Below are 15091 nucleotides of genomic sequence, written 5' to 3'. Positions count from 1 at the left end.
CTCTTTTAATACTCGGGCGGCGCATCATCCAGTCTGATCACCTGCACGCGTGTCGATTTTTTGCATCTCTGGCAATAAAAAACCACTCTTTAATCTCAACTTCTTCTAAAGCACTGTCACTTCTAACAGTAGCTGCCGCCGGAACATCACCTGCAGCATAGAGCCTTCCACGCCCCACAGGAGTTGGGCTATGAAAACTGCACTGCTTGCAGGTGTGTTAGCCACTGTGGCACTGATGAACAACACCCACGCAGCGACTTCCACCTGCCCGCCGATCCAAAACATCAAACAAACGGCGATGGCCAGTGGAGGCTACCGCTATGAAACATCACAGTCCGATGGACGCATCTGGGCAGGTGAAAACCAGCAGGCGACAGCGTCGTACCTTACTGATTCGACGTTTCACGATGCCCGGTACGATGCCGACCACAAAGCCGTCATCTGCACCTACGAAGGGCCAATGAATAACGACGCGAGCTTTTCGGTCACGCTCAAACCTATCTCTGATTGGAACCTTATCCCTATAGGTGACTGGAAAGGCACGCATTGCGAAGCCCAGGACATTTCCAAATGCTCATTTACGCATGAATGAAAAGGGCGACTCGAAGTCGCCCTTTTCGTTACGCCGCGCTGAACAACTTATGCGGATCAATCACAAACTTCTTCGGCACGCCCGCATCAAACTCGCCATACCCACGCGGCGCGTCATCCAGGCTGATCACCTCAACCCCGACGATGTCGGCAATGTGAATACGGTCCCACATGATCGCCTGCATCAACTGGCGGTTGTACTTCATCACCGGCGTTTGCCCGGTGTGGAAGCTGTGGGATTTGGCCCAGCCCAGACCAAAACGGATGCTCAGGCTGCCCATCTTCGCGGCAGCGTCGACGGCGCCAGGGTCTTCGGTGACGTACAGGCCGGGGATACCGATCTTGCCTGCCACGCGCACCACGCCCATCAGTGAGTTGAGCACCGTGGCCGGGGCTTCGTGCTTGACGCCGTCATGCCCGTGGCCGCGTGCTTCGAAGCCCACGCAGTCGACGGCGCAGTCCACTTCCGGCTCACCGAGCAAGGCAGCGATCTGTTCGTGCAGCGGCGTGTCGGTGGACAGGTCGACCACTTCAAACCCTTGCGCCTTGGCATGGGCCAGGCGGATGGAGTTGACGTCGCCGATGATCACCACCGCCGCGCCCAGCAGGCGTGCGGAAGCGGCAGCGGCCAGGCCGACCGGGCCGGCACCGGCGATGTAGACGGTGCTGCCAGGGCCAACGCCGGCGGTGACGGCGCCGTGGTAGCCGGTGGGCAGGATGTCGGAGAGGCAGGTCAGGTCGCGGATTTTCTCCATGGCCTTGTCGCGGTCCGGCAGTTTCAGCAGGTTGAAGTCAGCGTAGGGCACCAGCACGTATTCGGCTTGGCCGCCGGTCCAGTCGCCCATGTCGACATAGCCGTAGGCGCCACCGGCACGGGCCGGGTTGACGGTGAGGCACACGCCGGTGTGTTGCTCTTTGCAGGAGCGGCAGCGGCCGCAGGCAACGTTGAAGGGCACGGACACCAGGTCGCCGATTTTCAGGTTCTCGACGTCGCTGCCCTTCTCGATCACTTCACCGGTGATCTCGTGACCGAGCACCAGGCCGGTCTGGGCAGTGGTGCGGCCGCGCACCATGTGTTGGTCGGAGCCGCAGATGTTGGTGGAGACCACGCGCAGGATGACGCCGTGCTCAATCTTCCTGCCACGGGGGTCCTGCATTTTGGGATAGTCGATTTTCTGTACTTCGACCTTGCCGTTGCCGAGATACACGACACCACGATTACCAGACATGCTTTCACCTCGCTGTTGTTTTTATGAAAGCGCGTTGCCCGTGGGTGGGCAGCGCGTTGAGTGCTCGGGTACAGATGCTGTTTCTTGTGTTGTTTGTTAGGGCCTCATCGGGGGCAAGCCCCCTCCCACATTTGGAATGCATTCCCCTGTGGGAGGGGGCTTGCCCCCGATGGCGTCAGTCAGAGCACCACCGTCCGATTGGCATTCAAAAACACCCGCCGTTCAATGTGATACCCCACCGCCCGGGCCAGGGTCAGCCCTTCGATATCGCGCCCCTTGGCAATCAGATCCTCGGGGTAATGGCTGTGATCCACCACCTCCACACCCTGGGCGATGATCGGGCCTTCATCCAGGTCGTTGTTGATGTAGTGCGCCGTCGCGCCGACCAGCTTCACACCCTTGTTGTACGCCTGGTGATACGGCTTGGCGCCCTTGAACCCCGGCAACAACGAGTGGTGGATATTGATGGCCTTGCCATCGAGCTTGCGGCACAGCTCCGGCGACAGCACTTGCATATAGCGCGCAAGGATCACCAGTTCCGCGCCGGTGTCTTCAATCACTTGCCACACCTGACGCTCCTGGGACGGTTTGTCGTTGGGGTCGAGGGCGAAGTGGTGGTAGGGAATCTGGTGCCAGTCGGCCAACGGTTTCAGATCGGGGTGGTTGGACACCACCGCGACCACGTCCATCGACAGTTGGCCGATACGCTGGCGGTACAGCAAGTCGTTCAGGCAGTGATCGGCCTTGGACACCATGATCACCACTTTGGGCCGATAGTTCGGCGCCGTCAGTTCGAAGACCATGCCAAAGGCTTCCCCGCGCGCGGCCAGGCCATCGCGGAACGCTTGCTCATCGAAACCCTCCGGCTGACGAAACTCCACGCGGATAAAAAAGCGCCCTGACAGCCGGTCATCGAACGAGTGGTGCTCGGTGACGTAGCAACCCTGCTCGAACAGGTAGCGGGTGACCGCGTCCACCGTGCCGAGCACGCTGGGGCAGTCGGCGGTCAAAATCCATGTGTCGGGTGCGCGGCTCATGACAGGTCACTCCTCAAGCAAAGCCCGGCCTCACCCACCCCTGTAGGAGCGAGCTTGCTCGCGAAAATCGTCAACGATAACGCGGGCATCCTGGATGACCGCGGTGCCCTTGAGGTTTTCGCGAGCAAGCTCGCTCCTACAGGGTGGCGGATGAGGGGGGTGGGGGTCATATCAGGCTTGAACGCTCAGGCCGAATTCGGCCGAGGCATCCTGCAACCACAACCACCAGTAATCCGAGAAGCTGCGACGAATCACCAGTTCCCAGGTGTCTTCGGCGGTATGGCGGATCACCAGTTGCGACTTGGCGAACACCGTGCCCACCGCCTTGCCCACCGGGAAGTTGTTGGGGTGTACGTCGTAGCTGGTGGACTTCATCAGCACGTCGCGCACGTTCGGGCCGCGCAGTTCGAGGATCTGTTGGCCACCGCTGACATTGACGATCTGGATATGCAGATCGCCCAGGGCGGCGCGCAGGTTTTGTTCGGCGGCGAATTCTTCACCGCTCGGCACCACCAGCAGCCACTCGTCCGGGCCGAGCCATTGCAGGCTGGTGTCGCCGTTGACAATCACTGTCAGCGCGCCGGGCAGTTCGATGCCCAGGGCCTTGTGGACGCCAGCGGCGAAGGCGGCGTCATGGCCGTCGCCGCGAAGGGTCAGGTGGCCGAGCAGTTTCTTTTCACGCACGGTCACGCCGGCATTCGTGCGGCCCTTGCCGACCAGGCTGGCGAGGTCGGCATGGTGCAGCGACGACTCGGCCTTGGCCCCGGTGGTGGGGCGTTGTTGGTATACGTTGGCTGCTGTCATAGAGCACCTTTGCTGAATTCTGTTGTGTGGCTACTGGCGTCATCGGGGGCAAGCCCCCTCCCACATTTGGAATGCATTCCCCTGTCTCCCGATGGCGCGCCTCGGTCTATCAGATGTTCTGGCGGTCGCCTTTCGGATCAAAGAACACCGAGGACACAATCTCCGCCTCGATCACGCTGCCATCCGCTTGCGGCGAAAACACCCGCTCGCCGATGCGCTTCAAGCCGCCCTTGACCACCGCCAGCGCAAACGAATAACCGAGGGAGTTATGCGCGTAGCTGGAGGTGACGTGGCCGACCATCTTCATCGGGATCGTCTGCTTGGCGTCGAACACCAGTTGCGCGCCTTCCGGCAGCCACACCGCTGGATCGATCGGCTTGAGGCCGACCAATTGCTTGCGATCTTCGCGCACGCAGTCTTCGCGGTTCATGCCGCGCCAGCCGATCCACGAGAACGGCTTGGTACGGCCGACGCACCAGCCCATGTTCAGGTCGTCCGGGGTCATCGAGCCGTCGGTGTCCTGGCCGACGATGATGAAGCCCTTCTCGGCCCGCAGGACGTGCATGGTTTCGGTGCCATACGGGGTCAGGTTGTACTTTTTGCCGGCCTCGACGATTTGCTCCAGCACGCCCATGGCGTAGTCGGCCTGCACGTTGACTTCATACGACAGCTCGCCGGTGAACGAGATGCGGAACACCCGCGCCGGTACGCCGCCGACCAGGCCTTCTTTCCAGGTCATGAACGGGAAGCCGTCCTTGTCCAGGTCGATGTCGGTGACTTCGGCCAGCAGCTCGCGGCTGTTGGGGCCCGACAGGGTCATGGTCGCCCAGTGGTCGGTGACCGAGGTGAAGTAGACCTTGAGGTCCGGCCATTCGGTCTGTTGGTAGATTTCCAGCCATTGCAGCACCCGGGCCGCGCCGCCGGTGGTGGTGGTCATCAGGAAGTGGTTGTCGGCCAGGCAAGCGGTCACGCCGTCGTCGAAGACCATGCCGTCTTCTTTGCACATCAGGCCGTAGCGCGCCTTGCCCACGTCGAGCTTGGTCCAGGCGTTGCTGTAGATGCGGTTGAGGAACTCGCGGGCATCCGGGCCCTGGATGTCGATCTTGCCGAGGGTCGACGCATCCAGCAGGCCGACGCTGTCGCGCACCGCCAGACATTCGCGCTTGACCGCCGCGTGCAGGTCTTCACCGTTGCGCGGGAAGTACCACGGGCGTTTCCACTGGCCGACGTCTTCGAACTCGGCGCCGTTCTTCACATGCCAGGCGTGCAGCGCGGTGTAGCGAACGGGCTCGAAGATGTGCCCACAGTGCCGCCCCGCAACCGCGCCGAAGGTCACCGGCGTGTAGTTGGGGCGGAACATAGTGGTGCCCATCTGCGGGATGGTCACGTTCAGCGAACGCGCCGCAATGGCCAGGCCGTTGACGTTACCCAGCTTGCCCTGGTCGGTGCCGAAGCCCAGCGCGGTATAGCGCTTGACGTGTTCCACCGACTCGAAACCTTCGCGGGTCGCCAGTTCGATGGCGGCCGCAGTGACGTCGTTCTGCAGGTCGACGAATTGCTTGGGCGCCCGTGCAGTGGCTTTCTCGTGAGGCACCTGGAACAGCGCCAGCGTCGGCTCTTCCAAGCGGTTCAAGGCTTTGGGCAGCGTACCTTCCACCGGGCTAAACCCGGCTTCGCTGGCGGCGCGCACGCCCCCTTCAAAACCGTCCGCCAGGGAATCGCCCAGGCCGTAGACGCCGTTGATACCGCCAACGCACACGCGCTTTTGCGGTGCTTCACCCGGTACAAAACCGAGGATGTCTTCGCGCCAGGTCGGCTTGCCGCCCAGGTGCGAGGCCAGGTGGACCACCGGGCTGTAGCCGCCGGAGCTGGCCACCAGGTCGCAGTCCAGCCACTCGCCGGGGCTGGTGACGGTATGCGCTTTGACATCGATGGCGGCAACACGGGCGCCGCTCACATGCTTGCTGCCACGGGCTTCGATCACGGCGCTGCCGGTGAGGATACGAATGCCTTTGGCGCGGGCTTCTTCCACCAGCGCGCCGCGTGGGTTATGGCGGGCATCGGCCACGGCCACCACTTTCAGGCCGGCTTCCAACCAGTCCAGGGCGACGCGGTAGGCGTGGTCGTTGTTGGTCGACAGCACCAGTTTCTTGCCCGGCGCCACGCCGTAACGGCGCACGTAAGTCGAGACTGCACCGGCGAGCATATTGCCCGGCACGTCGTTGTTGCCGTACACCAGCGGACGCTCGCACGCACCGGTCGCCAGCACCACGCGCTTGGCACGCACACGGTGGATACGCTGGCGCACCTGGCCGATCGGCGCACGGTCGCCGAGGTGATCGGTGAGACGCTCGTGAATGGTCAGGAAGTTATGGTCGTGGTAACCGTTGACGGTGGCGCGGGGCAGCAGCACCACATCCGGCAGAGCTTTGAGTTCGGCGATGACGCTGGCGACCCACTCGGTGGCCGGCTTGCCGTCGAGGCTTTCGCGCGAATCGAGCAACGAGCCGCCGAACTCTTCCTGCTCATCGGCGATGATCACGCGGGCGCCGCTGCGCGCAGCGGCCAGTGCAGCGGCCAGACCGGCCGGGCCGGCACCGACCACCAGCACGTCGCAATGCCGGTTGAAGTTGTCGTAGGTGTCCGGGTCGTTCTCGGTCGGCGAGCGGCCTAAACCTGCAGCCTTGCGGATGTACTTCTCGTAGGTCATCCAGAACGACTGCGGGTACATGAAGGTTTTGTAGTAGAAACCCGGTGGCATCAGCTTGCCGCCGACTTTGCCGAGAATGCCCATCACGTCGTTGTTCACGCTCGGCCAGCCGTTGGTGCTGGTGGCGACGAGGCCCTGGTACAACGCCTGTTGCGTGGCGCGCACGTTGGGAATCTGGGTGGCTTCGGTGGCGCCGATCTGCAGCACCGCGTTCGGCTCTTCGGCACCGGCAGCAAAGATGCCGCGTGGGCGCGAGTACTTGAAGCTGCGGCCGATGATGTCGACACCGTTGGCCAGCAGCGCGGCGGCCAGGGTGTCGCCTTCGAAGCCTTTGTAGGCCTGGCCGTTGAAGCTGAAGGTCAGGACTTTGTTACGGTCGATCCGGCCACCGTTGGACAGGCGATTGATCTGGCTCATACCTTCGCTCCAGCAGCCTTGGCGGTGAATTGCGGCTTGGTGCCGATTTTGTAGGTTTCAAGAATTTCGTAGGTCAGCGTGTCGCGGGTCGCGTTGAAGTACTGACGGCAACCGGCGGCGTGAATCCACAGCTCGTGGTGCAGGCCGCGGGGGTTGTCGCGGAAGAACATGTAGTCGCCCCACTCTTCATCGGTGCAGGCGTTGGGGTCCAGCGGGCGTGGGATGTGCGCTTGGCCGGAGGCATGGAATTCCTCTTCGGAGCGCAGTTCGCCACAGTGAGGACAGAAGATATGCAACATAGGGAATTTCTCCTGTTAGTGGGCGACGGCCGCAGCGCCGTGTTCGTCGATCAACGCACCGTTGTGGAAACGGTCGATGGAGAAAGGTGCGGCCAGCGGGTGCATTTCACCCTTGGCCAGGCTCGCGGCAAACACGTTGCCTGAACCGGGAGTGGCCTTGAAACCGCCCGTGCCCCAACCGCAGTTGAAGAACATGTTCGGCACCGGGGTCTTGGAGATGATCGGGCAGGCGTCCGGCGTGGTGTCAACGATGCCGCCCCACTGGCGGTTCATACGCACGCGCGAGAGCACCGGGAACATCTCAACGATGGCCTGGATGGTGTGTTCGATCACCGGGTACGAACCGCGCTGGCCGTAGCCGTTGTAGCCGTCGATACCGGCGCCGATCACCAGGTCGCCCTTGTCGGACTGGCTGATGTAACCGTGTACGGCGTTGGACATGATCACGCTGTCGATAATCGGCTTGATCGGCTCCGACACCAGTGCTTGCAGCGGGTGCGATTCGATCGGCAGGCGGAAACCGGCGAGCGAAGCCATGTGCCCGGAGTTACCGGCGGTGACCACACCGACGCGCTTGGCGCCGATAAAACCCTTGTTGGTCTCCACACCGATGCACACGCCGTTTTCCTTGCGAAAGCCGATCACTTCGGTCTGCTGGATCAAATCCACTCCGAGGGCGTCGGCGGCGCGGGCAAAGCCCCAGGCCACGGCATCGTGACGGGCCACGCCGCCGCGCCGTTGCACGGTGGCGCCCATCACCGGGTAGCGGGTGTTCTTCGAGCAATCCAGGTACGGAATCTCGTCCGCAACCTGTTTGGCATTGAGCAGTTCGCCGTCCACGCCGTTGAGGCGGTTGGCGCTGACGCGCCGTTCGGAATCGCGGATGTCCTGCAGGGTGTGGCACAGGTTGTAGACGCCGCGCTGGGAGAACATCACGTTGTAGTTCAGGTCCTGGGACAGGCCTTCCCACAGTTTCATCGCGTGTTCGTACAAGTGCGCCGACTCGTCCCACAGGTAGTTGGAACGCACGATGGTGGTGTTGCGCGCGGTGTTACCGCCGCCCAGCCAGCCCTTTTCGACCACGGCGACATTGGTGATGCCGTGCTCCTTGGCCAGGTAATAGGCGGTCGCCAGACCATGCCCGCCACCGCCGACGATGACCACGTCGTACACCTTTTTAGGGGTCGGCGTGCGCCACATCTTCTGCCAGTTTTCGTGGTGGCTGAGTGAGTGCTTGAAGAGGCCGAAGCCCGAGTAGCGTTGCATAGTCATTACTCCAAAACCGCGCTCAGCGATAAACCGGGAAATCAGCGCACAGGGCCGACACGCGCTTGGCCACGTCGGCCTCGACATCGGCGTCGCCGAGGTTGTCGAGGATGTCGCAGATCCAGCCGGCCAGCTCGATGCATTGCGGCACCTTGAAACCGCGCGTGGTCACCGCCGGCGTGCCGATACGCAGGCCCGACGTCACGAACGGCGACTGTGGGTCATTCGGCACGGCGTTCTTGTTGACGGTGATGTGGGCGCGACCGAGAGCGGCGTCCGCGTCTTTACCGGTGAGGCCCTGGCGAATCAGGCTGACCAGGAACAGGTGGTTATCGGTGCCGCCGGACACTACATCGTAGCCGCGTTTGATAAACACGCCGGCCATGGCCTGGGCGTTGTCGATCACTTGCTGCTGATAGGCTTTGAAGCCAGGCTCCTGGGCTTCCTTGAAGCACACCGCCTTGCCGGCGATGACGTGCATCAGCGGGCCGCCCTGGGCGCCAGGGAATACAGCGGCGTTGAGTTTCTTTTCGATCGTTTCGTTGGCACGCGCCAGAATCAGGCCGCCACGCGGACCGCGCAGGGTCTTGTGGGTGGTGGTGGTGACCACGTCGGCGTAAGGCAGCGGGTTCGGGTACAGACCGGCGGCCACCAGGCCGGCGACGTGGGCCATGTCGACGAACAGCAGCGCACCGACCTTGTCGGCGATCTGACGGAAGCGTGGGAAATCCAGGGTCTTGGAGTAGGCGGAAAAACCGGCCACCACCATCTTCGGCTGATGCTCCACGGCCAGGCGTTCGACTTCGTCGTAGTCGATCAGCCCGGTGTCGGTGTTGATGCCGTATTGCACCGCGTTGTACAGCTTGCCCGAGGACGACACTTTGGCGCCGTGGGTCAGGTGGCCGCCGTGGGCCAGGCTCATGCCGAGGATGGTGTCACCGGCGTTCAACAGCGCCAGGTACACCGCGCTGTTGGCGGATGAGCCGGAATGCGGCTGCACGTTGGCGTAGTCGGCGCCGAACAACTGCTTGGCGCGCTCGACGGCCAGGGCTTCGACCTTGTCCACATGCTCGCAGCCACCGTAGTAGCGCTTGCCCGGGTAGCCTTCGGCGTACTTGTTGGTCAGGCCGCTGCCTTGGGCTTGCATCACGCGCTTGCTGGTGTAGTTCTCCGACGCGATCAGCTCGATATGATCTTCCTGCCGCTGCTCCTCGGCATTCATCGCCGCGAGCAGTGCATCGTCATAACCCTGGATCTGGTCTTGTTTGCTGAACATCGCGTCTCTCCCAGCCTTTCGTATTGTTAAGGCCCGTGCAGGGCCCTTTGATGCGATGGTAGGGCTGGCGCAGGCAGGTCAAATGCCTACGGACGCCACGCAAAGGTGCGTTTACGACATAGCGACAACAACGCCGAACAAATGTGGGAGGGAGCTTGCTCCCGATAGCGGTGGATCAGCTTGCACATGCCGTGGCTGACACACCGCTATCGGGGGCAAGCCCCCTCGCACACTGGTTAGGCGATAATTTGACGGACGAGTAGCAACAGCAGGAAATGCACAGGATAGAGGGCATAGGCCCAGCGGCGCATTGCCGGCGGCGTGGCGTTTTTGACATGTCGCAACAGGACCAGGCCGGCCAATGGCGCGATCAGGCATGCCGCCAACCCCATCCGCGCCACCGGCGTGCCGCTATCGAGCAGAATCTGCCATTGATTGGCTGCCACACACAGCAGCCCCGGAAATACGCTGAAATACCATGGCCGACGAAACACCAACACCATTGCCCACGGCAGCAATACACCGAAGAAACCGAACATCAGCTGCGTGGAAAACACAGCGCCTATCGCCAGGGAAATCAGCGCCAATCCTCGATCAACCAGCGCCTTCTGCTGCCATCCTCGGGCAACCAGCAGGCCCAACGCCAAGGTGGGCAACACATTCAACGTATCGGCATCTTCGATGAACAGCCGGTACGGCACTTCGCTGATCAGGCTGAACAGCAGCAACCAGCCCAGGTAACGCCAGCGGCCGCTCACCGGCGCGGCGCGCACCCGATGCACATTCGCCGCAATCGCCAGGCAAAACCACGGGAACGCCAGGCGCCCCGGCACATACAGGCCATCCAGGCTCAACCCGACATAACGCAAGTGGTCCAGCACCATGCTCAGCAGCGCCAGCCACTTGAGCAAATCCAAGGCGCCATCGCGGACACGTCCGACAGGAATCGTTTCAGTAGCGTGCATAATTCCCCAGTGACTTTGCATTTACAGTGCGTGTGCACCCCAGACAATCTTGGTTAAAGTGTGCACCAACATCGACCACAGGAATGGGCCATGACCGACAAGAGCCAACAATTCGCCAGCGATAACTATTCCGGCATCTGCCCGGAAGCCTGGGCCGCCATGGAACAAGCCAACCACGGCCATCAGCGCGCCTATGGCGATGACGAATGGACCCACCGCGCCGCCGACGGTTTCCGCAACCTGTTCGAGACCGACTGCGAAGTGTTCTTCGCCTTCAACGGCACCGCCGCCAACTCCCTGGCGCTGTCGTCGCTGTGCCAGAGCTACCATAGCGTGATCTGCTCGGAAACCGCCCACGTCGAGACCGACGAATGCGGCGCACCGGAGTTTTTCTCCAACGGTTCCAAGCTGCTCACCGCGCGCACCGAAAACGGCAAGCTGACCCCGGAATCGATCCGCGAGATCGCCCTCAAGCGCCAGGACATCCATTACCCCAAACCCCGCGTGGTGACGCTGACCCAGGCCACTGAAGTCGGCAGCGTGTACACCCCGGACGAAATCCGCGCCATCAGCGCCACCTGCAAAGAGCTCGGCCTGAACCTGCACATGGACGGCGCGCGCTTCGCCAACGCCTGCGCGTTCCTCGGCTGTTCGCCGGCCGACCTGACCTGGAAAGCCGGGGTGGATGTGTTGTGCTTCGGCGGCACGAAAAACGGCATGGCCGTGGGCGAAGCGATTCTGTTCTTCAACCGCGCACTGGCCGAAGACTTCGACTACCGCTGCAAACAGGCCGGCCAGCTCGCGTCGAAGATGCGCTTCCTCTCCGCGCCGTGGGTGGGCCTGCTGGAAAACGACGCCTGGCTCAAACACGCACGCCACGCCAACCACTGCGCGCAGTTGCTGAGCAGCCTGGTGGCGGATATCCCCGGCGTGGAATTGATGTTCCCGGTGCAGGCCAACGGTGTGTTCCTGCAACTCTCGGAACCGGCGATCGCCGCGCTGACGGCCAAGGGCTGGCGCTTCTACACCTTCATCGGCAAAGGCGGCGCGCGCTTCATGTGTGCGTGGGACACCGAGGAAGAACGCGTGCGCGAACTGGCGGCGGATATTCGCGAAGTGATGGGGGCCTGATTACGAAGGTGGCAGGGGCTTGCTCCCTGCCACAGTGGATCGTGCCCACTTAAGGTGTGGGTCAGAACTCAATCCGCACGTCGCCCTTCGGCACGCTGCAGCACGACAGGATGTAGCCCTCGGCTTCGTCTTCCTCGGTAATCCCGCCGTTGTGGTCCATCTCGACCTCGCCGCCCAGCTTGAGCACCTTGCATGTGCCGCAAATCCCCATGCCGCAGGCCTTGGGAATCAGCAGGCCGAGCTTGGCCGCAGCGGCGTGGACGGTTTCGCCCGGCGCCACGCGGATGCTCTTGCCCGAGGTGATGAACTCGACCTGATGCAGGTCCGCCAGGTCGATTTCCGGCGCATCGGCGGCTTGTTCGGCCTGTTCCACCGCATCGGCGCGGGCTTCCGCTGGCGTCGCGCCGAAGGACTCTTCGTGATAACGCGTCATGTCGAAACCCGCGGCTTCCAGCAGGCGCTTCACTGCGGTCATGTACGGCGTGGGGCCGCAGCAGAACACTTCGCGCTCCAGGAAGTCCGGCACCATCAATTCGAGCATCTTGTGGTTCAGGTAGCCGCGATACCCGGCCCAGGGCTCGCCCAGGCCGTGCTTCTCGCAGATCAGGTGCAGGCTGAAGTTGTCGATCCGCGAGGCCATGTGCTCCAGCTCGCGGTGGTAGATGATGTCTTTGGGCGAGCGCGCGCTGTGGATAAACGTCATGTCGACGTTGGCGTTGGTGTCGTAGAACCAGCGCGCCATGGACATCACCGGGGTAATGCCGACGCCGCCGCTGAGGTACAGCACCTTGGGGCTTGGGAAGTCGATGGCATTGAACAGCCCGACCGGCCCGTGGACCGCCAGCTCCTGGCCCTCGTGCAGGGTGTCGTGCAGCCAGTTGGAGACCTTGCCGCCCGGCACGCGCTTGATCGTCACCGAGAAGCTGTAAGGCACCGACGGCGAGCTGGAGATGGTGTAGGAACGCATGATCGGCTGGCCGTCGATTTCCAGCTCCAGGGTGACGAACTGCCCCGGCTTGAAAAAGAACAGGATCGGCTGGTCGGCCATGAAGCAGAAGGTGCGAACGTCCCAGGTTTCCTGGATGACTTTGACGCAACGGACAATGTGCCGACCATTGGCCCAGGTCTGGGTGGTTACCGGATTCAGGAAGTTGCTGGACATGCTGTTCTCCACCGCCGAGGCTCGGCCTTATGGTGGCGATTCTGCGTAACGCGAGAACCACCCATTTACCTATCTGCGACATTCACATACTTATCGCGACCAGCCCCCAACGACAGGGGGTTGCGCGTCGGGAACAGATTGGGCCATGTCGCCCATGGATAAGGTTCACCGCAACGGCGGCCGCACACTCGCTGCCAACAACGACACTTTCTTTACGCCTTGCACTGCACTAACCGTAGCCACTTTCGCCGGCCACACAGAATGGCCATGAGGACACACACGATGGACGTCACCGCAACCTTAAGCTTGGGCGATCCGCTGGAACCCGCACGCAAGGCCACCGCGCAGATGTTGCAAGAGCGCGAACGCACGTTCTCGCTGCCACAGCCGTTCTACTCTGATGAGCGGTTGTTTGATATCGATATGCAGGAGATCTTCCAGAAAGAATGGTTGATCGCCGGCATGACCTGCGAGATCCCCACCAAGGGCAACTTCCTGACCCTGCAAGTGGGCAAGAACCCGATCATCGTGATCCGTGGCGCCGATGGCGTGGTGCATGCGTTCCACAACGTCTGCCGCCACCGCGGTTCGCGCTTGTGTACCAGCGACAAAGGCAAGGTCGCCAAGCTGGTCTGCCCGTACCACCAGTGGACCTACGAACTGGACGGCCGCCTGCTGTTCGCCGGCACCGAGATGGGCGCCGACTTCGACATGAAGCAGTACGGCCTCAAGCCGATCAACGTGAAGACCGCCGGCGGCTACATCTTCATCAGCCTGGCGCAGAACCCGCCGGCCATCGATGACTTCCTGTCGACCCTGAACCACTACATGGAACCCTACGACATGGAGAACACCAAGGTGGCGGTGCAAACCACCTTGATGGAAAAGGCCAACTGGAAACTGGTGCTGGAAAACAACCGCGAGTGCTACCACTGCAACGCCTCGCACCCCGAACTGTTGAAAACCCTGCTCGAGTGGGACGACGTCACCGACCCGCGCGCCGACCAGGCCTTCAAGGACCACGTGGCCGCCAGCGCCGCGGCCTGGGAAGCCGAAAAAATCCCTTACGCCCACGCCAGCTTCGGCCTGCGCAACCGCATCGTGCGTATGCCGCTGCTCAAGGGCACCGTGTCGATGACCCTGGACGGCAAACAGGGCTGCAAGAAGTTGATGGGCCGCATCAAGAACCCGGACCTGGGCTCGATGCGTATCCTGCACCTGCCGCACTCGTGGAACCACTGCATGGGCGACCACGTAATCGTGTTCACCGTGTGGCCGATCAGCGCCCAGGAAACCATGGTCACCACCAAGTGGCTGGTCCACAAGGACGCGGTCGAAGGCGTGGACTACGACGTGGAGCGCATGCGCCAGGTATGGGACGCCACCAACGACCAGGACCGTCGCCTGGCCGAAGAAAACCAGCGCGGGATCAACTCCACCGCCTACCAGCCGGGCCCCTACTCCAAGACCTATGAGTTCGGCGTGGTGAACTTCATCGACTGGTACAGCGAGCGCATGCTGAGCAACCTCGGCGCGGCGCCGGCACCCTACCTCAAAGGCGTGGCCGCCCAGTAACCATCCCTGTGGGAGCGGGCTTGCTCGCTCCCACATTGGGTTGCGCGCTGATCAAAATTTGTTCAAGCACACTGAACCCCTCTCGCCGCCTGCCCTCCAGCCTTTGCCCAACAACTTATCCACAGAGCCACCCACAGCAATTGTGCGCAAGTGCGCCTGCCCGTCGAAATTAAATCAAGAAAATCCGTGACTTATTCGACTTGGCCGTTTTAAGGCGCCACTGATCAATTTTCGAACAACTCCGTGTAAGCCATATGAACCGTGCCCTGTAGCGGTACGCGAACACCTTATCCACAGAAGCACCAACAGACTTTGGGGGCAACTTTGACGCGGCTGTGGAAAACCCCTTCAAACCTTCATAAACCGGGCTATCCACGCGTTTCAGCGGGCAAATGCGCGCAATTGATCAAATTTTGATCAACCTAGCGTAAGCCTTGATTTATAAGGGCTGCAGCGGTAAGCGAACATCTTATCCACAGAAGCGCCAACAGACTTTGGGGGAAACTCTGCACGGGGTAATCGCTGTGATCACACAGAAACCCAAGGAAAAACCGAGGGTTAGCCTGGTCGTTTTTTGTACGGAGGGCTGCAGGGCTTGATTTACAGGGGGTGTGGACAACCGCGAACAG

General features: G+C 61.9%; 12 protein-coding genes. 3 read left to right on the top strand and 9 right to left on the bottom strand.

Annotated elements, in window-relative coordinates:
* Nucleotides 1-190: 190 nt before the first annotated feature.
* Entirely contained in the window at nucleotides 191-592 is a 402-nt protein-coding gene (locus C5F70_RS27090; RefSeq protein ID WP_052743384.1) for a DUF3757 domain-containing protein, read from the top strand.
* A gap of 28 nt (nucleotides 593-620) precedes the next feature.
* Here C5F70_RS27090 and fdhA read toward each other — a convergent pair whose 3' ends face one another.
* From fdhA to C5F70_RS27050, 8 genes are all read right to left on the bottom strand, one after another.
* Complete coding sequence (gene fdhA, locus C5F70_RS27085) at nucleotides 621-1820, bottom strand: formaldehyde dehydrogenase, glutathione-independent (protein WP_017847873.1); 1200 nt, start codon at nucleotides 1818-1820, stop codon at nucleotides 621-623.
* Nucleotides 1821-1999: 179 nt separating this feature from the next.
* On the bottom strand, nucleotides 2000-2857 hold the full coding sequence (purU, locus tag C5F70_RS27080; RefSeq protein WP_104904331.1) for a formyltetrahydrofolate deformylase: 858 nt from the start codon (nucleotides 2855-2857) through the stop codon (nucleotides 2000-2002).
* A gap of 171 nt (nucleotides 2858-3028) precedes the next feature.
* The gene (locus tag C5F70_RS27075) at nucleotides 3029-3661 is read right to left on the bottom strand and encodes a sarcosine oxidase subunit gamma (protein WP_104904330.1); all 633 of its coding nucleotides are present in this window, start codon (nucleotides 3659-3661) and stop codon (nucleotides 3029-3031) included.
* 109 nt (nucleotides 3662-3770) lie between these two features.
* The gene (locus C5F70_RS27070) at nucleotides 3771-6788 is read right to left on the bottom strand and encodes a sarcosine oxidase subunit alpha (RefSeq protein ID WP_104904329.1); all 3018 of its coding nucleotides are present in this window, start codon (nucleotides 6786-6788) and stop codon (nucleotides 3771-3773) included.
* Nucleotides 6785-7087 (bottom strand): sarcosine oxidase subunit delta, encoded by a 303-nt coding sequence (locus C5F70_RS27065; RefSeq protein WP_017847877.1) that lies wholly within the window; start codon nucleotides 7085-7087, stop codon nucleotides 6785-6787. The genes C5F70_RS27070 and C5F70_RS27065 overlap by 4 nt, the downstream gene beginning before the upstream one ends.
* 15 nt (nucleotides 7088-7102) lie before the next feature.
* Nucleotides 7103-8353, bottom strand: coding sequence for a sarcosine oxidase subunit beta (locus C5F70_RS27060; protein ID WP_003209185.1), 1251 nt, complete (start codon nucleotides 8351-8353; stop codon nucleotides 7103-7105).
* Nucleotides 8354-8375: 22 nt separating this feature from the next.
* Nucleotides 8376-9629 (bottom strand): serine hydroxymethyltransferase, encoded by a 1254-nt coding sequence (glyA, locus tag C5F70_RS27055; RefSeq protein WP_104904328.1) that lies wholly within the window; start codon nucleotides 9627-9629, stop codon nucleotides 8376-8378.
* A gap of 236 nt (nucleotides 9630-9865) precedes the next feature.
* Nucleotides 9866-10594 (bottom strand): TraX family protein, encoded by a 729-nt coding sequence (locus C5F70_RS27050; protein ID WP_104904327.1) that lies wholly within the window; start codon nucleotides 10592-10594, stop codon nucleotides 9866-9868.
* Between the two features lie 90 nt (nucleotides 10595-10684).
* Here C5F70_RS27050 and C5F70_RS27045 point away from each other — a divergent pair, with 90 nt between their 5' ends.
* A complete protein-coding gene (locus C5F70_RS27045; protein ID WP_017847880.1) occupies nucleotides 10685-11725 on the top strand; it encodes a low specificity L-threonine aldolase in 1041 nt (346 codons plus the stop codon).
* Nucleotides 11726-11786: 61 nt separating this feature from the next.
* Here the strand turns inward: C5F70_RS27045 and gbcB are convergent, their stop codons facing one another.
* Nucleotides 11787-12887 carry a glycine-betaine demethylase subunit GbcB gene (gbcB, locus tag C5F70_RS27040; RefSeq protein ID WP_017847881.1) on the bottom strand — a complete coding sequence of 367 codons (1101 nt, stop codon included), beginning with the start codon at nucleotides 12885-12887 and terminating at the stop codon, nucleotides 11787-11789.
* A gap of 282 nt (nucleotides 12888-13169) precedes the next feature.
* Between gbcB and gbcA the strand changes: the two genes are divergently transcribed.
* A complete protein-coding gene (gene gbcA / locus C5F70_RS27030) occupies nucleotides 13170-14462 on the top strand; it encodes a glycine-betaine demethylase subunit GbcA (protein WP_017847882.1) in 1293 nt (430 codons plus the stop codon).
* Nucleotides 14463-15091: the final 629 nt, after the last annotated feature.

Source organism: Pseudomonas sp. LH1G9 (assembly GCF_002949975.1).
Lineage (GTDB): Bacteria > Pseudomonadota > Gammaproteobacteria > Pseudomonadales > Pseudomonadaceae > Aquipseudomonas > Aquipseudomonas veronii.
This window is presented reverse-complemented; position numbering and strand designations above follow the sequence as displayed.